At 49.5% G+C, this 23090-nt stretch carries 13 protein-coding genes and 1 tRNA gene; 7 read left to right on the forward strand and 7 right to left on the reverse strand.

Annotated features, from left to right (window positions below; all coding sequences use genetic code 11):
- The first annotated feature begins 11 nt into the window (after nt 1–11).
- Nucleotides 12–1193 carry a hypothetical protein gene (locus A3GK_RS0100885; protein ID WP_018027645.1) on the forward strand — a complete coding sequence of 394 codons (1182 nt, stop codon included), beginning with the start codon at nt 12–14 and terminating at the stop codon, nt 1191–1193.
- Between the two features lie 252 nt (nt 1194–1445).
- Here the strand turns inward: A3GK_RS0100885 and A3GK_RS10920 are convergent, their stop codons facing one another.
- The 5 genes from A3GK_RS10920 to A3GK_RS0100910 are packed head-to-tail and all read right to left on the reverse strand — an operon-like array spanning nt 1446 to nt 9356.
- The gene (locus tag A3GK_RS10920; RefSeq protein WP_018027646.1) at nt 1446–2486 is read right to left on the reverse strand and encodes an Ig-like domain-containing protein; all 1041 of its coding nucleotides are present in this window, start codon (nt 2484–2486) and stop codon (nt 1446–1448) included.
- Between the two features lie 37 nt (nt 2487–2523).
- Nucleotides 2524–3915 carry a DUF4876 domain-containing protein gene (locus A3GK_RS0100895; protein WP_018027647.1) on the reverse strand — a complete coding sequence of 464 codons (1392 nt, stop codon included), beginning with the start codon at nt 3913–3915 and terminating at the stop codon, nt 2524–2526.
- 50 nt (nt 3916–3965) lie between these two features.
- On the reverse strand, nt 3966–5534 hold the full coding sequence (locus A3GK_RS0100900) for a hypothetical protein (protein WP_018027648.1): 1569 nt from the start codon (nt 5532–5534) through the stop codon (nt 3966–3968).
- A 27-nt stretch (nt 5535–5561) separates the two neighbouring features.
- Complete coding sequence (locus A3GK_RS10215) at nt 5562–6974, reverse strand: hypothetical protein (protein ID WP_018027649.1); 1413 nt, start codon at nt 6972–6974, stop codon at nt 5562–5564.
- 12 nt (nt 6975–6986) lie between these two features.
- The gene (locus tag A3GK_RS0100910) at nt 6987–9356 is read right to left on the reverse strand and encodes a TonB-dependent receptor (protein WP_018027650.1); all 2370 of its coding nucleotides are present in this window, start codon (nt 9354–9356) and stop codon (nt 6987–6989) included.
- 413 nt (nt 9357–9769) lie between these two features.
- Between A3GK_RS0100910 and A3GK_RS0100915 the strand changes: the two genes are divergently transcribed.
- Nucleotides 9770–9843, forward strand: a tRNA-Met gene (locus A3GK_RS0100915).
- 158 nt (nt 9844–10001) lie between these two features.
- On the forward strand, nt 10002–12077 hold the full coding sequence (gene htpG, locus A3GK_RS0100920; RefSeq protein WP_018027651.1) for a molecular chaperone HtpG: 2076 nt from the start codon (nt 10002–10004) through the stop codon (nt 12075–12077).
- Nucleotides 12078–12375: 298 nt separating this feature from the next.
- Here the strand turns inward: htpG and A3GK_RS0100925 are convergent, their stop codons facing one another.
- Nucleotides 12376–12669 (reverse strand): hypothetical protein, encoded by a 294-nt coding sequence (locus A3GK_RS0100925; protein ID WP_018027652.1) that lies wholly within the window; start codon nt 12667–12669, stop codon nt 12376–12378.
- A gap of 242 nt (nt 12670–12911) precedes the next feature.
- On the opposite strand from A3GK_RS0100925, the gene A3GK_RS0100930 reads away from it, so the two are divergent.
- Nucleotides 12912–15299 carry a transglycosylase domain-containing protein gene (locus A3GK_RS0100930; protein ID WP_018027653.1) on the forward strand — a complete coding sequence of 796 codons (2388 nt, stop codon included), beginning with the start codon at nt 12912–12914 and terminating at the stop codon, nt 15297–15299.
- A 63-nt stretch (nt 15300–15362) separates the two neighbouring features.
- Nucleotides 15363–18092, forward strand: a complete 2730-nt coding sequence (gene ppdK, locus A3GK_RS0100935) for a pyruvate, phosphate dikinase (protein WP_018027654.1) — start codon at nt 15363–15365, stop codon at nt 18090–18092.
- A gap of 401 nt (nt 18093–18493) precedes the next feature.
- Here ppdK and A3GK_RS0100940 read toward each other — a convergent pair whose 3' ends face one another.
- Nucleotides 18494–21139, reverse strand: a complete 2646-nt coding sequence (locus A3GK_RS0100940) for a carboxypeptidase-like regulatory domain-containing protein (protein ID WP_026161621.1) — start codon at nt 21137–21139, stop codon at nt 18494–18496.
- A gap of 260 nt (nt 21140–21399) precedes the next feature.
- Here A3GK_RS0100940 and folP point away from each other — a divergent pair, with 260 nt between their 5' ends.
- Nucleotides 21400–22254 (forward strand): dihydropteroate synthase, encoded by an 855-nt coding sequence (gene folP, locus A3GK_RS0100945; RefSeq protein WP_018027656.1) that lies wholly within the window; start codon nt 21400–21402, stop codon nt 22252–22254.
- Nucleotides 22255–22265: 11 nt separating this feature from the next.
- Nucleotides 22266–23084, forward strand: a complete 819-nt coding sequence (gene cdaA / locus A3GK_RS0100950; RefSeq protein ID WP_018027657.1) for a diadenylate cyclase CdaA — start codon at nt 22266–22268, stop codon at nt 23082–23084.
- Nucleotides 23085–23090 lie beyond the last annotated feature (6 nt).

Genomic DNA, 23090 nt, shown 5'->3' on the forward strand with positions numbered 1-23090 from the left:
AAAAAGTAATTATGAAGATCAATTTGAAGACCTTACTCTTGGCTGCCATCATGCTGTCAGTAGCACTAGTTGCATGCGATGGCGACGAGCCAACGCCAACCCCAACCCCAACTCCAAAGCCCGACCCCACTCCCGAGGTGCAAGTGAAGCCACTCAAAGGGGATATTACCAACGCAATGGTACTCGATGCTCAAAGCTATATCCTTTCTGGCACCGTAAGAGTAAAGGCTGGGGCTAGCCTCACCATTCCTGCCGGTACAGTGATCAAGGCGGAGAAGGGCTTTGACCAGTATATTCTCGTGGAGCAAGGCGGTAAGATCTATATCAATGGTACCGCTGAGAAGCCAGTTGTGATGACCGCCAATAGCGATAAGGCCGACTCAGGCTACTGGGGTGGTCTCATCATCAATGGCTACGCCCCCATCACCAATGGTGGTACCAATAAGACCGAGATCGACCCTTCCAAGCCTTACGGTGGCGATAAGGCCGATGACAATTCAGGCGTCATCACCTACCTTATCCTCGACTATACCGGAGCCAAAAACGATGCCAATACCGAGCACAATGGTCTTACCCTCAATGCCGTAGGTAATGGCACCAAGATCGACAATGTACTTGTGCGTGAGAGTGCCGATGATGCCATCGAGTTCTTTGGTGGTACGGTCAATGTTACCAACTTCATCTCGGTCAATGCCGATGACGATATGTTCGACTTCACCGAGGGTTACAGCGGTACCCTCCAAAATGCCTACGGTCTATGGAGCGAAAACCACTCCAGTACTGAGAAGGATCCACGTGGTATAGAGGCCGATGGTAATCACGATGGCAATTCCCCTGAGGGCACCCCACAGTCCAACTTCACCGTGAAGGATGTTACCTTTGTGTTCAATGCCAAGCCCTCTACAGATGCTACCCTTATGTGCGACGATGTGATCAAGATACGCCGTGGTGCCATCGCTACTATCCAAAATGCCCTGATTAAGGGACAAGGACAGGTAAAAAATGTCCTTGACTTCACGGATAAAAAGGGTGGTGCCGACCCCCGCACCAAGGTGGAGTACACCTCCCTACTTACCACAGCCCCTGCTGATGCAGAGGTGAAGGGAACGCTCAACGACGGAAATATCCAGAAGAAGGAAGGCCTCACTGGTGCCGATACCACCAAGCTGGCGTGGACAAAGCTCAAGTTCTAATCCCTCCCCACCTCACCCCATAACCTATGGAGGTAACAACCATAATAACAACTAAAAATAGAGCTTTTACAATTCCATTAGTTTTCTAGGAACGGGTGTACGCTCACCGCTGAGAGGCAGTGGGCGTACCTTTTTTATCCTACCCTCCCCACCTTCTCCGCAGAGGGTAATACCTTGGAAGTAAAGAAAAAGGGAGCTGTGCAGGTATCTCTCCTGTACAGCTCCTCTGTAGTTAAAGTATTTGGGGAAGGGTTACTTCACGGTTACGGTGATTTGGCCAGTGTAATCGGTATTCTTCTTGAAGGTTACCTTCACGGTGCCTGTTCCCTTGATGCCACTTGGTTTCCATCCGTCGAAGCCGACATTGATGAGGTTTTGCTCATTGCCATTAGCATCCTTCACCTTTGGGATCTCGAGCTCAAAGTCGTCTTGTTCTAGTCCTTCGATGTCGAGCTTTTGGTTATTGGCATCAACGAAGACAATGGTAACCCACTTTGCTGAGTCCCATTCGCTGAAATTGAGCTCTGTAATCAGCTCATCATCGTACTCAAATGCAATCTTTGCTCCGGCTGGGACCTCGAATTTTGTTTCGATCACCTCCACTTCGCACTCCACTGCTTCAGCCCCTTCGAGCTCGGCCTTGACCTTGCACTTACCTAGGTTCATGCCATCTACCTTACCGTTGATGGAAACAAGCGCACGTACTTCTTCTCCTTGGCCCTCTACCATTACTTTGCCTCCGGAGTAGGTGACTTTGGCCTGTATGCCCTCGGGTAGCTCGTTATTGCCGATAGCGGTGACAATCGCCTTGACCTGTATGGACTTGCCCTTCTCTACAGTATAAGATGCTGGCTCAAATTGGAGCTTGTAGATGATGTTTTTATCATCGCCCTTACCTGGTTGATCCCCACTGCCTGGCTTACTAGGATCGGGGGTTGGCGTTGGTGCTGGTGCCTCCTTAGGGGTTACCTTTACCTTGCAAGTGGCAGAGTTGCCATTAGCTAGCTTGGCGGTGATGGTCGCCTCTCCAGCCTTGATCGCCTTTACTAGCCCCTTTGTCACGGTGGCTACTTGGCTGTCGGAGCTCTCCCAGGTAACCTCCTCCTTGGCTTCCTGTGGGGTGAGGATAGCAGAGAGCAGTAGGGTGGTCCCCTCCTTCAGCTCAGCGGTGGCTTTGCTCAGCTTGATGGTTGTCTTTACGGTAGGGGTGTCATCGGGCTTTTCTTTGCAGGCTCCGAATGCTAGCATGGTGAGCAGTATCCCTAATGGGAGTAATAAGCTTTTTAGTTTCATAAGTCTTAATCTTTTTGTTTTGTTGATATAATGTTTGTTAGTTCTCTTTTACTGTCACGGTACAATGGTCGTTGGCACCATTGGGGAGGGTGGCGATGATTTCGGTCTCTCCCACCGCTACTGGAGTTACTCGTCCCTTGTCATCAACCGTGGCAATTGTTTCATCGAGCGAGCTCCATTGTGCCTTGCGGTTTTTGGATCGGCGTGGCCGTACCTCCCACTTGAGCTGATAGGGCTCCTGCCCTAGGGTGAGGGTGATGCTCTTGGTCTTTAGGGTGATGTTGGGGAATAGGAGTGGTTCGGGCTTCTCGGTCAGAAGTGATGCAGGTTGCTTCTCGAAGTCGATGGTGGAATTATCATTATCCACAAAACCCTCGCCATCGTGGCGGCGGTGGAGGGCGTAGCCGTAGTAGGAGGACTTGGGGTCATTGTCACTCTGCCGTACGCTGGTGTAGCCTCCGTCGATGCTATCGGCCAGTCGCTGTCGCTTATAATCCTTTTGGTCGCAGATGGTCACTGCATCGATGATCCAGTCATTGGGTACTCGGATGGCGTGTGCATCGCCCTTTTGGTGTGCCTTGTGGTAGGGGAGCTCCTGTGAGTGCATGGGGCTGGGGTGCCCTGTCTCATAATCCCACCAGTACTTTTGCTGGTCTAGCTCCTCGGGTGCTGCCCCTAGCTTTAGGAGTAGGATGGAGCGATTGGTAGGAATGCCAAAGGGGGCACTGCTGAGGAACTCTTGATCCAGGTAGCCAAAGGAACCGAAGAGGGGGATCATATTGGGGACACTATTTTCATCCACCAACTGGTACTTGTAGAGGATTTGCTGTGGGGAGAGCCACTCAAAGTCGGCCCCCTCGAGGTTGCATGCTTTGCGCGAGCTCTGCTTGGCGTACTTCACGCCGTTGCCGAGGTCAATATTAGTGCCAAAGGTTCCGTCGCCATTGTCGTAGCTGAGGGAGCATTGAAACTTGTATCGCTCGTATAGCTCCTCTACATTTAAGGTGTGATTGATCGCTACCGAGGTGAGGGTCTTGTACTCTCCTGGCTTGATAGGATAATCTTGGCCACTACCGGGGAACATGCAGAGGTTATCTACCGCCACGTGGGTAGAGGCAAAGTTTTCATCGCCCTTGAGGTCGATGGCTACGTCGTTTTGGAAGGCGGAGCGTGCCAGGCAAAGACCATCGAGGTAGAGGGTCTTATTGGTGGGATTGTAGATACGTATATAGGTATCGTGGCTGTAGGAGGTCCAGCCCTTTAATCCACTTGGCCACACGACTTCGTCCTCGGTGCCGATGTAGAAGACCTCCTGAATGATCAGGTTTTTCTCTTTCATGGCGATCTCCTCCTTCTTGAGCCCTAAGCAACTGGTGAGTAGGACTGCTATGAGGAAGGGGAGGGTGAAATGAGTTATTCGCTTATTCATAGATGCTAATCTTTTTTGCTTTCTGATAAAATAGTACTTAAAGGGGGGGGTTATAGGAACCATGCTCCATACCCATTGCCACCAGTGCCGGCAGCGCCGTGTGTCTTGAGGTTGGCAACCGCTTGGAAGGCCTCTGCTGGGGTAAGGCCTATCTCTCTCCCTAGGTGTAGGTAGTAGGGCTCTTGCTCATTGGTATTGGCAGGGTCGCTATCGAAGCCCGAGGTGTAGACCTTGATCGGGATATTGAAGCGGACCACCTCTTGCCAGCCCGATGCCTCCATCTTGGGGTTGTCGAACTCTTGGCAGATGTACCCTGTGCGTGGGGGCTTATTATTGATTGAGTAGCTTTCGTCACGGCTAGGGAGCACCAATTTGCGTCCCTTCTCGCACTTCATCACCCTCACTGCCAAGTAAAACTGTGGTAGCAGGTTGGTGGAGCCACCGATACGGGTATACTCTTCGGCAGGGAGGAGCTGGGGCTTGCCATTTTCGTCGAGGATCTCTTTGCCCTCGTTGTCGGTCTTGTGTCGTGGTGCGAGGAGGAGTGGCCACTTCCTTTGGTCTACCGCCTCATCGTGCTTGTAGGCATTGTGTAGCAATCCATCGAAGTCTTCGATCATTGGTTCTCTATCATCGAGTACCTTTTCGATGCCTCCGCGGTAGTCGAATTCGAGGTGTCCCTTTAGTCCCACATTGTCTTGGTCCTGTGGGCAAGAGGCTAGGAAGTACTCGCTGCGGAGCGTAGGGGGGAGTAGGCGGATATTGTAGAGGGTGCGAACCCCATCGGCCATATCATCCTGAGTCCAGGTATCTCGATAGGTGTAGCGGAATACTGTACGCGATACCTCTCTCCGCTCCTCAAAGGTCTTGCGGTTTTGGAAATACTCCGAGGGGATAGGCTTCTCATTCTTATAGGCCTCCATATTGAGTGGCATCGGCTTGTAATTTTGGTTTCTATAATTTTCATCGCTCACTCCATTGCGGAAGCGTACGTCCATTACGTCGTAGGGCTGTCCCTTATCATCTAGGTCGCTGATGGAGAAAAAGATCTGATATTGGTCGGAGTGCTCGTAGATATTGTCGTTGATGAGCTTGCCATCCTTATTATAGAAGTAGAAGCAAAGGCCCCAGAGGCGCTTTTGCCCACCCACTACACGGAGGTAATCGGGACCAACGCCTTGCTTCTCTTGGAGCTCTTTATTGGCTGTAGCCTCGAGAAAGGTGGCGGTGGAGCGTCTATCGACCTCTACGGTGATTCCAGAGGTGGTGTTGCGAATCACTGCAAATTGCTCTTGCTTCCAAGGGGCATTGGGGTAGACGTAGTTGCCGTGTAGCTTGCCCTGTCCGTGGTCGTGCCCCTCCTTGATCATCACTAGGCAGGTGGCCCAATTATCGAGGGCACCACCTTCATCGAGGTTAGGGCCTGGCTGCCGATTTTTATCAATCAGTAGGCGGGTGGTCTCATTGAAGTAGACATCGGCCTCGGTGGTAGGTACCTTGGAGATGAGCAAGGGGTTGCGGTCCTCAGGTACTGAGACATCAAAGAATACAAACTTCTGGCACCCAGATAGAAGAAGTGCTGCTAGAAGTGTGGTGAGTAGGATTGCTTTATATTTCATAGAGTTATTGATCTGCTCAAAAGGTGATTAGAATATCAAACTGGCTTTGCGATTGAAGAAGCTAGCGGTGTCGTCGAAAAACATTCGGCGAAGCTGGCTCTCATCGGCATTGGGGTAGACCGCCTTGATGTCGTGCACAAAGGTGCTTTGGTCACCCGTAGCATCGGCAATGACGCGGAAGGGGATAGGGAAGCTGATATCGTAGCTGCTCCACTCGCGATCGATCTCATTGTACTTATTGGGGGCCATGGCTTGTAGCCCAGAGCCCTCGGCATTGAGGTCTTGATGATACTTACCAAAGGGGAAGCGGTAATTCTTTTTATTCGCCTCATTATCATTGATAATGTGTGCGATACGGATGCCCATCTGGAATTGCATGTGTGCCTCGTGGAAGTTGAGGATGCCCTTAAATCCAAGCGCTTCTTTTTGGAAGAGGTCGCCCGCTTCATTGATTTTTCGGCGGAACCTAAGTAGTCCCACGATATGGCCAGTTCGGATACGTCCGAGGTCGTCTTGGTCCTCTAGCTCGGTGCCGAGATACTCCTCTACAGGGTCGGTGTCACGGTATTCGTAGCTAAAGATCTGTGGCACTATCTTCCACGACATATCGTAGCTATCGAGCGTCTGATAGAGTCGGTAGCTTTGTGAGGAGCCTTGTGGGGTGTAGGGCTCCAATACCTTGTTGGTGGCATAGAGCTTGGCCGCCTCTTGCGACATAGCGTAGCTGTATCGGAGAGGTTCCTCCTCTTTCCCTACGGGCACGAAGATATTGTTGGTAGAGGTGCGTGAGGCGGGCACCAGTTCTTTTCCCGACCGCTTGAAGGTAAACTTGCCGATGAAGAGGCTATCCTGCGAGCTATCTGTGGGGTTGAAGGTCATGGGGAAAAGGTTGGGCATGCCATAGAGTGAGTAGTTATCTACCGTAAAGAAGTGCTGGTGCACGAGTAGGGTAGAATTGGGGTCGTCGATTCCACCGGCATCATTCTGCTGAGTCCCCTTGAGGGGGTACCAGCGTGAGAATTGGTGATTGATCAGCTTGTTATTGATGTCGTAGTACTTTAGCTCGAGTGCGTAGCAAAACTTGTCGCTCTTCACCACATCGAAGTGCTCTCGCTCACTGGTAATGGTGAGGCTCCCCTCGTCGTTTTTGCGAATCTCTATCTCCTGATAGACGGGGTAGGGGTACTCCTCGGAATCATCTAGGTCGTAAGCCCGATAGTAGTAGGGCTCGAAGCTGATGTCGTTATCGGGGTCTTCCTGTCGCTGTGCTAGTCGGAGGATGGCTTGGATAGAGTAGATCTGCTCGTGCCCCTCCACGATATTCTCAATATAAGGCTCGGGCGACTTGACTAGCTCCTCCATCAATCTTTGGCAGCTACTGAGTACCAGCACTGCTCCGGTGAATAGGAGGAAGGGGAGTAGGTTTATCTTTTGATTCATATAGTTTGGTCTTTAAAATTCAATGATGGTACGAACGGTGTACTTAGCTCCCATTGCGTGAGCGAAGAAGCGGAAGCGATCGGTATACTCTTTGTAGAGGGCGTTGAAGATGTTGTCGCCCATAAGCATTAGTTTAACGGACCTTCCCTTGGGGAGGGCATAGGAGATTTCGGCATTGGCATTGGCGATAAAGTAGGCTGGTGGGGAGTCGGGGGCGAGGTCTTTATCGGGGTCGAACCGCTTTTGCTTGGTCACGTAGCTACTATCAAAGGCGATACTTGCGTGCCACTTTTGGTCTTTTCCAAAGTCGCGCTCGTAGCTGAGCCCTAGCCCATATCGGTCGGAGGGCATAAAGGGTAGCCAGCTATCGTGGGTGATGTTTCGGGCATTGATCCACTCCCCTTTGAGCATAATATTAAAGCCCTCGAAGGGTCGGATGGTGGTGAGGATATCCCCTCCGAAGAGGCGGGCATCATCCTGCTCGTAGATAAATCGTGGGTACTTACCACTGGGGTGGTTTTGGTAGCGGTCGAGCCCTTGGCCGATATTATCGTATATATAATTGTGTACGTGCTGGAAGAAGGCACTGGGCTCTACGATGATCCAATCATTGCGGTAGGTGGCTCCGATCACCGGCTTAATGCCGATCTCGGGGAGTAGATCCCTATTTCCTACCACCCAGTAGGTGCCGTGGTGAAGCCCGGTGGCGTAGAGCTCATTGATATCTGGTGGTCTCCATGCAAGCCCCACATTGGCACGTGCGGTCCAGTGGTCGTTGAACTGATAGTGTGCGGCGAGGCTACCGGTGACGCTGGCGTAGAGCTTAAACTCGTGGTACTTCTTGAAGCTATTGACACTAGTGTAGCCGTAGACGTCGAGGGCACGGTAGTCGTACCGCAGTCCGGCTGAAGTTTGGAGCTTGCCAAAGGTGGCTTTGTGGATACCAAAGATGCCCATGGTGAGGCTGGCATAGTTGGGGATAAAGGCTGGTTGCTTGGTGCCAGGCTTATTGTAATTGGTCTGGTACATCACCGACACGCCTGCCTGGGAGCTGTGGTTTTCGTTCCACGTGCCACTCCATGCGGCATCGGAGGCGTAGGTGGTGAGTACGAGGTCTTGCATTGGTAGCCAGGAGAGGTCGTCGCGCTTACGGTTTTCAAACTCCTGTCGGAGGTTGTTTTGGTAGGATACCTTTACCTCGAGGTTGTGCTTCTCGGCGATATCCCAGTCCACCTCAGCTTTGGCAGTGAAGTGCTGTGACTGCTGGAAGGGTGGCTCTATGGTATAGGAGAAGGGCTTGAGGGTGCTCTCCTCGGGACGCCCCATCTCGAAGCGATTGAGCAGCTGCTGGATATCGGAGATGGCACTGAGGTAGTAGATACCACTTCGGGAAGTGTAGAGGGAGGCAAAGAGGGTGGCGGTGAGGCGATCTCTTTTATATCCTGCATAGCCAGAGAAGCTGATGTTGTTGAAGCCGGTATTATTGAGCAGATACTCGGCAGTGGAGTAGTCGCCCGACTTCTGATACATCCCATGCAGACGAAGGCCCCAATTCTTATACCCCATCTCTAAAGAGCCGGCTCCATCGTAGGCGCGACCATTTGTAGCATAACCTAAGTTGGTCTTGCACTTGATATAAAAGCGATCGTGGCCAAAGGGAAGGGGCGCTTGATTGAAAAGGGCTACCCCGCCAATGGCTCCATGCCCATACCGCACGCTCTCTGCCCCTTTGATCACCTCTACGATGCTGGCACCGGTGTGATCAATCTCGGGAGCGTGATCTGTACCCCAGCTTTGGCTCTCTAGGCGTACACCATTATTAATAAGTACTATTCGACTGCTGTGCATCCCTTGGATCACTGGCTTGGAGATGCTACTCCCGGCACTGATGGTGCTCACTCCTGGTATCTGCTCTAGCATCTTGCCGAGCGAGATGGAGGTGCTTTTGTCAAGTGACTTAGTGTCAATGGCGACGGCCTGCTGTAGTACGGAAGTGTATCGCTTTTGTCCGGTGACGATCACATCGTCGAGCACCTCATTATCGGGGGTGAGGACAATGGTGATGGTCTCTGAATGGAAGGGGACTACCTCCTCAAAGGTCTTATAGCCCATGAAGCTTACCTTGAACTTAGCTCGGCTTACAGCCGTGGTGAAGGTGAGGGTACACTCGCCGTCAATACCGGTAACTCGTGGGGTGGTGGCTCCCTCGGCACGGACCACAGCCCCTATAACTGGCTCTTTGGTGCCCTGCTCTACCACCACGACGGTGACCGACTTGCGTGGACTACTCTGCTCGGAGGCAGCCTCGAGGGTAAGGGGCGCAAGAAGGAGAAATAACCCTAGCATCACACGGAGGTGGTGCTTGAATTTTTGATTGATCATGTAGTTGAACTCTTTTATAAATGATTTGTCTATTGTTTTCTTTAAATTGCAAAGTTACGGGCAATCCAAATCTACTTCTATAGCCTTTAATGGGTATATTTTGCACCCTTTTTGGGCTGGTGAAAGTGGCTGATATGGTACGTTGCCCTTTGAAAATTGGATGTTTTAAAGCTTTTCTTTGTAGTCAGTGAATTTTATCTACTTTTCTAGCTTTATTGCTTTGCGGTGTGGTGGCCATTTGTGGCTACTTAGTTGTAGGTATCAAGAAACTTCGGAGTTCTCAGAATGGGGAGGGTAGGTGGTTTTTCTGCTACTATTTGAGCTAAAATAATGGGTAACCCCTGGGAAAAATAATGGGCCGGGGTTTGGCACATTGGATATTTTATGTATCTTTGCCATTGCAAATTTGGAATGGCGAGATAGCTCAGTTGGTTAGAGCGCAGGATTCATAATCCTGAGGTCCCGGGATCGTACCCCGGTCTCGCTACGATTTTTTCAAAACTTTGTCGAGGCGAGCCGTACCGTGATGGTATGGTTCGCTTATTTTTTTACCCAAATTGTCAGTTGCTCCCCTTATGGCCCCCTATTGGCACTAAGTTTGCATATTATGGGGTAGTGTAACATCAATTCAATACAATATATAATATGAGCGAACAGGTAAAAAATGGAAAGATAGGGGTGCAGAGTGATAATATGTTCCCTATCATCAAGAAGTTTCTTTATAGCGACAATGAGATATTCCTTCGGGAGATTGTCTCCAATGCAGTGGATGCTACGCAAAAGCTAAAGACGCTCGCCAATAAAGGGGAATACGAGGGTAGCCTTGAGAACCTGAAGGTGGAGGTGAAGATCGATGGCAATCAACTGATCATCAGTGACCACGGTGTGGGGATGACTGCGGAGGAGATTGAGAAGTATATCAATCAGATCGCCATCAGTGGTGCGGAGGAGTTTGTGGAGAAGTACAAGGACGATGCCGCCAATATCATTGGACACTTCGGGCTGGGCTTCTACTCGAGCTTTATGGTCTCGGACAAGGTGGAGATCTATACTCAGAGCTACAAAGAGGAAGAGGAGAGTATCCGCTGGAGCTGTGAGGGCAACCCTGAGTTTCAGATGGAGGTGGCGGAGAAGCGCCCACGTGGTACCGACATTATCCTACATATCGATGAGGAGAGTAAGGAATTTTTGGATCCTACGCGTATCCGTCAGCTACTGGAGAAGTATGCTAAGTTCTTGCCTGTGCCCATTGTCTTTGGTAAGAAAAAGGAGTGGAAGGATGGTAAGGAGGTGGAGACCGATGAAGATCTGGTGATCAATGAGACGGCTCCGCTTTGGACGAAGGCGCCTTCGGAGCTGGAGGATAAGGATTATGAGGCGTTTTATGAGACGCTTTTCCCAATGAGTGAGAAGCCACTCTTTTGGATACACCTCAATATCGACTACCCATTCAATCTGACTGGTATCCTCTACTTCCCTAGGGTGAAGAGCAATATGGATCTGCAGAAGAATAAGATCCAACTCTACAGCAATCAGGTCTTTGTCACCGATTCGGTAGAGGGGATTGTGCCAGACTTCTTGATGCTACTGCATGGGGTGATTGATTCGCCAGATATTCCACTAAATGTATCGAGGAGTTATTTGCAGGCGGATCACAATGTGAAGAAGATATCGGCCTACATCACTCGTAAGGTGGCGGATAAACTGACCGAGCTCTTTAAGGAGGACCGCAAGAACTTTGAGGAGAAGTGGGAGGTGCTGGACCTCTTCGTGAAGTATGGCATGCTCACGCAAGAGAAGTTTTATGAAAAGGCGGAGAAGTTTGCCCTACTCAAGAATACGGAGAAGAAGTACTTTACGCTCGAGGAGTATCGGGAGCTGATCTCTGCTAACCAGACCGATAAGGAGGGGCATGTAGTCTATCTATATGCGGTGGATACGGAGCAGCAATATAGCTACATCAAGGAGGCCAATGCCCATGGGTATGATGTACTTCTGATGGATGGGCAGCTGGATATTCACCTGATTAGTATGCTAGAGCAGAAGCTGGCACAGTCGCACTTCGTGAGGGTGGATAGCGATACGCTGGATAACTTGATCCAGAAGGCGGATGATGAAAAGAAGGAGAGTGACGTCTCTGAGGAGGATCAAGAGCTTCTACGTCAGCTCTTTGAGGCACAGCTCCCTAAGGAGGATAAGGTGATGATCTCGGTGCAGACGGGTCATCAGGGCAGTGATGCCAAGCCTATCCTACTGGTGCAAGGGGAGTATATGCGTAGGATGAAGGAGATGGCGGCAATGCAGCAAGGGATGAACTTCTATGGCGAGATGCCGGATAGCTATGTGCTGAACCTCAATCTCGACCACCCTCTGGTGCAGGGAATCGCTTTGGTATTCAATGAGACGGATCACCCCGACTACTCGGCTCTGCTAGCCGATAAGCGTGGACAAGAGGCACGTGTCTCGGCCATTCAACAGCAGTTGGGCGATGAGAAGCTGAGTGATGAGGAGAAGAAGACCCTTCGGGACGACCTCTCATCTACCAACTCAAAGATTGAGGAGATAGAGGGAAAGCTCAAGGAGATCTACAGTTCCTTTGGCGAGGAGCACAAGATCATCTCGCAGCTGATTGACCTCGGCTTGCTTTCTAGTGGCCTACTCAAGGGTAAGGCACTGGATAGCTTCGTGACCCGCTCAATGGAGTTACTGAGCCGTAAGTAACAATTTTGAGGCCTTGCACGAATGCGATCTGCGGCGTTGCTTTCGGGATTCGGGCTCGGTCACGTACGCTAGTACGCTTCCGTCGCCCTCACCCTCAGCGCCTTGCATCTCATCATTCGTGCAAAGTCTCATTTTGTAATGATAAACCCGAATGGGGTGGCTTTTCTAGGCCACCCCATTTTTAATTGAAAAAACTACAATAAATTGTATCTCATTTGGTGCAACGGCGAAAGCACCCTGCCGGGTGCTTTTCGGCTATTTTCGATGAGATAATATGGTGTCTAGGTAGCCAAAGTCATTACAATGTGGTCAGTATAGTGAAAGCTAAGAAACCAATCAGTGCAATCAGTTCGACGGCTTTTTCCTGTCTCTTAAACTTTTTGGATAGTACGAAATAGGTGGAAAGTGCCACGGTCAGTAGCGCTTGTAGGACGATGAGAATGATGGCGGTGGTGGTTTCTCCGTCCCGCATAGAATAACGTGCCACTATCCCGAGCACAAAACAAATGCTCACAGGGATAAAGACCCATCGGCGATCCTTTAGTACCTGTTTTGAATCAAGGTATTGCTCTTGTTTTTCAATACTGCTCATAACTCATAAGTTTATAGTCGGTTCTTTTAATTGGTTTGCTGTAAAGGTACGCATAATTCCAATACTTTGCCCCCTCAATGACTGCCTTTTCTCTAGGTGTTGCTACTTTGTCGCTTAAATATTCTTTGAAATCTAAATCTGGGCTTGAATAGCTAAGCGATTTCACCTAAAATTGGTATCTTTGTAAGGTATAATAAATTATGACAAGATGAGAGCGTGAAGCGATACAGCTTTGACAATATATGAAGAGAGGGATCTGGTATTATATCCGTTGTTTTGCGATTTATTTTGGGGTGATGGTTATCGGCGTCGCATCGCTTTTTCTGCTGATTGCTAGCGGTGCGATTGGCTATATGCCACCGATAGAGGACCTACAAAACCCTATAGATAAGTATGCCACTCAGCTCATCTCGGAGGATGGTGTGGTGATGGGCTCTTATGCATTGAAGGGCAATAACCGTATCTATACCACCTATGATGAGCTCTCTCCCGAATTGGTGGAGGCACTGATTGCGACTGAGGATAAGCGCTTCGAAGACCACTCGGGAATTGATGCATGGGGTCTCTTTCGTGTCTTTTTCAAGACGGTGATCTTGCGACAGAAGAGTTCAGGCGGAGGTAGTACCCTGAGCCAGCAATTGGCAAAGCAGCTCTATTCGCCTAATGCCAAGAACTTCATGGAGCGGGCGATGCAGAAGCCTATTGAGTGGGTGATCGCTGCTAAGCTAGAGCGTTACTACTCTAAGGAAGAGATCATCACGCTTTACCTCAATAAGTTTGACTTCCTCTACCAAGCAGTGGGTATTGACTCTGCTGCCAAGACCTACTTCAATAAACTGCCTAGTGAGCTGACAACCGAAGAGTCAGCCACTCTAGTGGGTATGTGTAAGAACCCCTCTTACTACAACCCCGTGAGGTACCCGGAGCGTGCTAAAGGACGCCGTGATGTGGTGCTTGGACAGATGAAAAAGGCCAATTATATCACGAAGGAGGAGATGACCGAGCTACAGGCTCTGCCCCTCACCCTTGTCTTTAAGCGACAAAACCACAGAGCTGGTATCGCTCCCTATTTCCGGGAGTATCTGCGTAGGATTATGATGGCTGAGAAGCCTGATAAAAAGGACTACCGCGGTTGGCAAGAGGAAGATTACAAGCGCGATGTAGCTCAGTGGGAGAGTAACCCTCTCTACGGTTGGTGCCATAAGAATAAGAAGTCGGACGGCTCTTCGTACAATATCTACACTGATGGACTAAAGGTCTACACCACCATCAACTCCCGTATGCAGGAGTATGCCGAGGATGTGATGCTGCAGCACCTGGCTGGGGATATTCAGATTGCCTTTGACCGTGAAAAGAAGGGGCGTAGCCATGCACCCTTCTCTAGCAGTATCTCAGCAGAGGATCGGGAGAAGATCATCCATCGCTCTATTAAGAATAGCGACCGTTATCGCTTCCTCAAAGCCGATGGGCTGAGCGAGCAGGAGATCCTCAAGACCTTTGATGAGCCGACGGAGATGACGGTATTCGACTATGCCAAGGAGGGAGGTAAGTATGTTACTATCTACCGTGATACGGTGATGACGCCTCGCGACTCTATCCTCTATCTCAAGAAATTCCTACAGTCGGGCTTTATGGCCATGGATAGCAGCACGGGCCATGTCCGTGCCTACGTGGGCGGAGTGGACTTCGGTACCTTCCAGTACGATATGGCGACCAAGGGGCGTCGGCAGGTGGGCTCGGTGATGAAGCCTTACCTCTTTGCCATGGCAATGAGCGAGGGCTTTACCCCTTGTACCACGATGGTGCACGAGCCACAGCACATCCGTCTCGCTACAGGGCAGATCTGGTCGCCTAAGAATGCCGGTGCTAGCAGAGTGGGGGAGGTGGTGACCATCAATTGGGGATTGCAAAACTCCTCCAACTGGGTAACCGCTTGGCTGATGAGCCAGATGTCGCCCGTCACCTTTGTTGATCTGCTCTACTCCTTTGGAGTGACTGGAGACCTCGATCCTACGCCAGCGATTTGCCTCGGTAGCCCAGATATCTCGGTGGAAGAGATGGTGTCGGGCTTTAGCACCTTTGCCAATGCCGGTATGAGGGCAGTGCCTATCTATGTCACCCGGATTGAGGACCAGTACGGCAATGTAGTCGGCGAGTTTGCTCCCGATATTCGCGAGGTATTGCCCCCCGATGCTGCCTACAAGACCCTCCACATGCTTCGCAATGTGATGAACGGAGGTACCGGTAGCCGTACCCGATTTAAGTATGGCGTGCAAGCCGATATGGGCGGTAAGACAGGTACGAGCCAAAACCACTCCGATGCGTGGTTTATGGGCTTCACTCCTAGGATCAGTGCTGGTTGCTGGGTAGGAGGCGAGGATCGCTCCATCCACTTCGATGGTATCCGACTAGGTCAGGGTGCCAATATGTCGTTGCCGATTGTGGCGATGTTTTTTAAGCGAGTGTTTAATGATAAAGAGCTTCAGAAGCGCAAAGCTGAGCTGGGCATCGACCCCGAGGCTAAGTTTGTGATACCAGAGGAGTATGCCGACCCTTGTAAGTCGAAGGATGGAAGGGTGATTGCTACCTTTGAGCCTATTGAGGAGGGAATCGACCCGCTCTTTGAGTAAGCGACTTTTGGAGGCTATATAGATGTATTTATTTTAATCAACCAATTAATATTTAATTCAAAGATGTCAAAGAAGAGAATTTACTCCTTCGGCAATGGAGCCGCAGAGGGAAAGGCAGACATGAGGATGCTACTTGGCGGAAAGGGAGCCAACCTAGCAGAGATGAATCTAATCGGAGTGCCAGTGCCTCCAGGATTCACCATCACTACTGACGTTTGTCACGAGTATTACGACCTCGGTGAGGAGGCACTTCGCAAGGAGATGACCGACGAGCTGGAGAAGAATATCAAGCAGGTAGAGGAGATCATGGGTGCTAAGTTTGGTAGCAATGAAAACCCACTACTTGTCTCTGTACGCTCCGGTGCTCCTGCATCTATGCCAGGTATGATGGATACCATCCTCAACCTTGGTCTGAATGACGAGGCTGTAGAGGGACTTGCTAAGAAGAGTGGCAACGAGCGCTTCGCTTGGGACTCTTACCGTCGTTTCATCCAGATGTATGGCGACGTAGTGCTTGGTATGAAGCCAGCCGATAAGAAGGAGATTGACCCCTTTGAGAGAATCATCGAGGAGGTAAAGCAAGAGAAGGGTGTAAAGCTTGATAATGAGCTAGAGGTAGCAGACCTTAAGGAGCTTGTAACTCGCTTCCGTGAGGCAGTGAAGGCACAGACTGGTAAGGACTTCCCAACCGATGCTCGTGAGCAGCTTTGGGGTGCTATCGGTGCCGTGTTTGGCTCTTGGATGAATGAGCGTGCTATCATCTACCGTCGTATGGAGAGCATCCCAGAGGAGTGGGGTACCGCTGTCAACGTACAGGCGATGGTATTCGGTAACATGGGCGATAATTCAGCAACTGGTGTTTGCTTCACACGTAACTCTGCAACGGGCGAAAACCTATTCAATGGTGAGTACCTAATCAATGCACAGGGTGAGGACGTAGTGGCAGGTATCCGTACCCCACAAGAGATCACCAAGGAGGGCTCTCTCCGTTGGGCAAAGCTAGCTAACGTTACTGAGGAGTATCGTGCTAATGAGATGCCATCTCTCGAGGAGTCTATGCCAAAGATGTACAAGGAGCTAGTGGATATTGAGCGTAAGCTCGAGGACCACTACCACGATATGCAGGATATGGAGTTCACCATCCAGGATGGTAAGCTTTGGATCCTCCAGACTCGTAACGGAAAGCGTACCGGTAAGGCAATGGTGAAGATCGCTATGGACTTACTTCGCGAGGGTTCACTCACCGAAGAGCAGGCTCTGATGCGTATTGATCCTAATAAGCTTGATGAGCTACTTCACCCAGTTTTCGACAAGGCTGCAGAGGCAAAGGCAGTAGAGATTTCTCGTGGTCTACCAGCTTCTCCAGGTGCTGCTTCAGGTAAGATCTGCTTCTTCGCTGAGGATGCTGCACGTATGCACAATGAGCACGGCGATAGTGTGATCCTAGTGCGCAACGAGACCTCTCCTGAGGACCTCGCAGGTATGCAGGTAGCAGAGGGTATCCTTACCGCTAAGGGTGGTATGACTAGCCACGCTGCGGTGGTAGCTCGTGGTATGGGTAAGTGCTGTGTATCAGGTGCAGGTAGCCTAGAGATCGATTACAAGGCCGGTACCGTGAGCGTAGATGGTAGAGTATACAAGGAGGGCGACTACATCTCTCTCAATGGTTCTACCGGTGTGATCTACGAGGGGCAAGTACCTACCAAGGCTGCTGAGCTCGATCCAGACTTCCAATACCTAATGGAGCTATCTGATAAGCATGCACGCCTCAAGGTACGTACCAATGCCGATACTCCACACGATGCAGAGGTAGCTCTCAACTTCGGTGCTACTGGTATCGGTCTTTGCCGTACAGAGCACATGTTTTTCGAGGGCACTAAGATCAAGGCGATGCGTAAGATGATCCTCTCTTCTGATACCGAGGGTCGTGTAGCAGCGTTGAAGGATCTATTGCCACTACAGAAGCAAGACTTCCTAGGTATCTTCCGCGTGATGGACGGTCACCCAGTGACTGTACGTCTGCTCGATCCACCTCTACACGAGTTCCTACCACAGGATGAGAAGGGTGTGAAGGAGATGGCCGATGAGCTTGGTCTTTCACTTGCTCAGGTACAGGCACGTATCAACAACCTCCACGAGGTGAACCCAATGCTCGGTCACCGTGGTTGCCGTCTAGGTAATACTTACCCAGAGATCACCGTGATGCAAACCCGTGCTATCCTTGGTGCAGCTATCGAGCTTCAGAAGGAGGGCATCAGTGTAATGCCAGAGATTATGGTGCCACTAGTAGGTACCGTGAAGGAGCTGGAACTACAGCGCCAAACCATCGACGAGACGGCAGAGAAGCTCTTCGCCGAGGAANGTGCAAAGGTAGAATACAAGGTAGGTACCATGATTGAGATCCCACGTGCTACCTTGATTGCCGATAAGATTGCTGAGCACGCTCAGTTCTTCAGCTTCGGTACTAACGACCTTACCCAGATGACCTTCGGTTACTCACGTGACGATATCAATGGCTTCCTACCAGATTATCTTGCAAAGAAGATTCTCCCAGTCGACCCATTCCAGGTACTCGATCAGGAGGGTGTAGGACAGCTCGTTCAGCACGGTACCAAGCTCGGTCGTAGCACCAATGCCAACCTTAAGGTAGGTATCTGCGGTGAGCATGGTGGTGAGCCAAGTAGCGTGAAGTTCTGCCACAGAGTAGGCCTCAACTACGTATCTTGCTCTCCATTCCGTGTGCCAATCGCACGTGTAGCAGCAGCTCAAGCAGCTATCGAGGAAAAGAAGTAATTCACTCCTCCCCATACAATACCAGAGGGTGTGCTAGCCTAGTCGCTAGTACACCCTCTCTTCTTTGTGGCTTATCGGACGGGTACCTTATCGGATCGGGTACCTTATCGGACAAGTCGGACAGGGCAGACAGGTCAGACAGGTCAGACGAGTCAGACAGGTCAGACAGATCAGACAAGTCAGACGGTGGCGTTGTTTGTCCGACCTATCCGATAATGATTTCTTCTATAAAGTCACCCGATGGGAGAGCACCCTGTCGGGTGCTCTAGGGGCTTATCCCTAGATCTGGTCGCCTGATTCAAGATTGGCACTTCTTGCAGCATTCTCAATATGATAAAGGGCGTACAAGTCAATACTTGTATGCCCTTTATCATATTGTATGCAATTAATTTGTCTAGTAACTAAAATTCATAAGTTACACTTGCATTGAAAGTTGTGCCAGGACCATAGTAAAGTCCATAGTTGTCTAAGCTAGCTACATAGCGCTTGTTGAGCACGTTGTACACATTTGCACGGATAAGGATACCTTGCTTTCCTGTAAGTGCAAAACGGTATGAAGCACCCATGTCAAGTAGTCCATAGTTATCTAGCTTCTGAGATTTGTACTCTTTCCCCTTGACCGTTGCTTCAGCCAACTTCTTAATGTCTACATCACCATATAGGTTGAGATAATGATTGTAGTCTGCAAAAATTACAAATCCCTTAGCTTTGTACTCAGCACCGAATCCTAAAGTGCTCTGTGGTGCACTTCCGACCTTAGTACCAGCCAACTCAATTTCAAACTTATCAGCTACAGAGTTTCCAGAATCATTGTCAATCACCTCAACAGGAGTCTTTCCTGAATACTTCCAATCGCCATAGGTAAAGTGACCACGAAGCATCAGCCCTGTCAATGGGTGAGTGCGTATATCAAGCTCTACACCCTTGTGAATTTGCGTTACATTGGAAAGCCTAAACCCAGCACTCTGTAGCAGTTTATGAGTATTGGGTGTGGTATAATCGTCCATGCCAAAGGCGAGGAATCTATTTGCCCAAGAGGTATAGTATACATTGAGATTGATTGTAGTGTACCCTGGAAGCTTTGCTGAATAGCCTGCTTCAAGACCTAGGATATTTTCATTCTCTACCTTTTGCTCTCTAGGGCGAATGGTGGAGTACTCAAAAATGTTGTCCTTAAATGGCTGGCGAGAATAATACCCTGCATTTGCGAAGAACTTGTGATTTTTACCAGCTAGAATAGACGCACCACCCTTGATGTTAAATCCAAAGCGATTGATTACGTCGGACTTCTCATTGAGCAATAAGAAGTTTTCGGATGCTCTATAGCTTTGATTGGAGAAAGCAGCTTGTAAGAAAGAGGAGAATAAATCGTTATGGTACTCTACTTGACCGAATAGGCCTTGGTAGTTGATCCACTCGCTACTATTGTATCCAATGCGGTCTTCGGTAGGTGCATAGTTGAAGAGTGAAGCCCATGGGTCGGCTTTATAAGTGTTGGTAATTAAATATGCACCATTTGCATCTAGTAATGATTTGTTACGCCCCTTGGCGTCGTTCCAACCCTTGAGACCAAATAGCTCTGTAAGCTGACGGAAGTGGTCTCCCTTATAAAAACGGAGATCCGCTCCAACATTTACAGATAGATTCTCGTGGTTGTCATAGGAGTAGTTGGATACTAGTCCAAACCAGTGGTGGTTATTAACTGAGGAGCGAATGGCAGTACCATTATATCCTTTGCCGTATCCACCAGCAATTGATTTATTGCATTCGTTTTCGATAAAGTCCCAACGGATTTGGCCATCAGCATCACGTCCAACTTTTTTTCCATTGGCATCTTTAATGTAATCAGGACCATTTCCGTAGGCTCCCGTTCCACCGCCACGACCAAATGATGCATACAGCACGGTGGATAGAGATTGTTTCTTACTGATGTTCCAGTCCCAGTTGAGGTTCATTACTGGCTTGTGATAGTAGTTTTTGCGCTCGCTCAGGACTTTTCCATTGTAGTAACCCCAGTTCTTATTGTACTTGTATCCGTACTGGTCATATAGCTCTTGCTTAAGAGAGAAATGCTGGTTGTGCCACTGAGGAGCCCCAAAAATAAGGAAGTTAAACATGTGGTCTCCAGCTTTCTTACCTATAGAGAGGAAATAGTTTTGACCACTTCCTTGTGTGCCATCATTCCATTTGCGCTCACCTTGCCAATGGTCAATAAGTACTGAGACACCCCAGCCATTGCTTAGCAAACCTGTGTTGTATGCTGCTGTGCCTTTGAAATACTTACCATAACCACCGATGAAACGAACAAATCCGCCTCTTTCAAGGTCGGTAGCCTTAGTAACGATATTGATCGTACCACCGACTGAGGAAATAGCTAGTTTTGAAGACCCTAAGCCACGTTGTACATCAATGGCATTGGCAATATCCGAGATGCCAGCCCAATTGGACCAGTACATTTTGCCATCCTCCATGCCGTTGATGGGCTGTCCATTCAAAAGGAATGCGGTGTTGGACTGATCAAATCCACGCATAAACATCTTGCTGTCTCCAAAGCCACCAGCTTGGTTGGCTACATAGACGTTTGGCGTGTTTTTTAGAGCTTCAGGGAACTCTACATTACCTACCGCTTTCATCTGAATTTCAGAAGCCTTGACGATAGTTGATGCGATAGGTGTTACACGATTAGCCACATCAATCACTCCTTTACCCACAACTAGTACTTCCCCTAGCTGAGTATTGTCTTGGAAGATTGAAATAGTGCCTAACGAGCTCTTCCCAGAGGCACTGTACTTAACAGTTGTACTCAAGTAGCCTAGGTAGCTTACTTCCAGTGTGCCATTTCCTGTAAGGGAGATAGTGAATTTACCATCCATGTTGGTGGTGGTACCTTTAGACGAATCCTTGCTGTCTACCACCACTGCACCAATAAGAGGCTCATGTGTATCACCATCCACTACTACGCCTGTATAGGTCTTCTGTGCCCAAGAGGATGCACAGGTAAAGCCTAGTAAAAGCGAAAGCATTATAAGCCTATAAAACTGTTTCATAAGTTTGCTTTTTAGTTTATAAATTGTTGTCTCAAATAATAATCTACAATGGTCAATCTAATTCAATTGCAAAGTTACCTAAAACAATGTAGATTGGTGATATTGTAAATTAAGATTTCGTTACATATCTCAGAAAAGGCTGTTATTGCCCATACGTTGAAGGAGTAGACAGATAACACTTGCTATTCGGTAGCTTGGTGGAGTAGTTAGTTTTATTTACTTTTGTAGGTAGATATTAATTAGTGGAAAGGAGTGAAGCTATGCCAGATGTAGTGATGACCTTTAAGGGTCGGCCATATAACCTTACGGAGGAGCCTATGATTATAGGTATCCTCAATCACACACCCGATTCATTTTATGCCGGAAGTCGCATTGAGGGTGAACGAAATATACACCAACGGATTGAGGAGATCATTGCCCAAGGGGGTAAGATGATTGATGTGGGGGGGTACAGCTCTAGGCCTGATGCTGCGGAGGTCTCTGAGGAGGAGGAGTGGCGACGGGTGAAGGAGGTATTGGATATCCTGAAGAAGGAGTACCCTGAGCTGCCGGTGAGTGTCGATACCTTTACCGCTTCGGTGGCACGTAAGTCGATAGAAGAGGGTGGGGCAGATGTGATTAATGATGTTTCGGGTGGGCGTATTGACCCACTGATGCTCAAGACGGTGGCGGAGCTACAGGTACCTTATGTGCTGATGCATATGCGGGGTACGCCCAAGACGATGCAGAGCCTCTGTGAGTACAAGGGGCGTGTGGCCGATGGGGTGATTGAGGAGCTACTGGTGACGATCGAGAAGCTGAGGGAGCTGGGGCTTCGGAAGGAGCATATCATCCTCGACCCTGGCTTTGGCTTTAGCAAAACGACGGAGCAGAATTATGAGCTGATGAGTGACCTCGATAAGTTTAGGGTGCTCGACTATCCTCTCTATGTGGGGATTAGCCGTAAGAGTATGATCTATAGATACTTTGGCACTACCCCAGCTGAGGCACTCAATGGTACCACGGTGCTAAATACCTATGCCCTTCTTCATGGGGCGCACTTTATCCGTGTGCACGACGTGCGGGAGGCGTGGGAAGCGATGAAGATGGTACAGGAGATTAAGCGACTAAACTAAGCAATAGGGGTATGGAGTGGTTGGCGTTTTCCTTTAAGGATTTTATGGATATCCTACTAGTGGGGCTATTGCTCTACTATGTCTATGATGTGCTCCGAAAGAGTGGTAGTGCCACGATCTTTGGGGGAATTATCTCGCTGATCCTCATTTGGATTGTCACCTCTCAGATTCTCCGCATGAGGGTGCTTGGGGGGATATTGGATGCTCTCTTTAGTGTGGGGATTGTGGTGATCGTCATTATATTTCAGGATGAGATAAAGGGCTTCCTTACCCTGCTAGGTAGCACGCAGAGGTGGCGATTTATCCGCCGAATCTTTAAGCCTGAGAAAAATGTGGAGGTGAGTCGGGAGCAGAGCTTTATCGGAATGATCTCTTTTGCCTGTGCCAATATGGCAAAGAAAAAGACCGGTGCCCTCATTGTGATTGAGCAGGGCACTAGTCTGGAGCAGTATATCCATACGGGGGAGATTATCAATGCGCAGGTCAATTCGCGGTTGATAGAGAATATATTCTTTAAGAATGCTCCGCTACATGATGGGGCGATGATTATCCGTGACTATACCATCGTGGCGGCGGCTTGTATTCTGCCTGTAGCACAGGGGCAAGAGCTACCGAAGGAGATGGGGCTAAGGCACCGCTCGGGACTAGGGATGTCGCAAGCAACGGATGCGAAGGTAATCATCATCAGTGAGGAGCGTGGGGAGATATCGATTGCACACAATGGGGAGATGATCGCTGATGTGACGACAGATCAGCTGCAACAATTTATCAGCAATGACTTTACCGACCTCGGGAAGATAGGTACGCTTGTCACAGCTCACGCCGTATAGAGAGGA

The sequence above is a fragment of the Porphyromonas somerae DSM 23386 genome, assembly GCF_000372405.1.
GTDB lineage: Bacteria > Bacteroidota > Bacteroidia > Bacteroidales > Porphyromonadaceae > Porphyromonas_A > Porphyromonas_A somerae.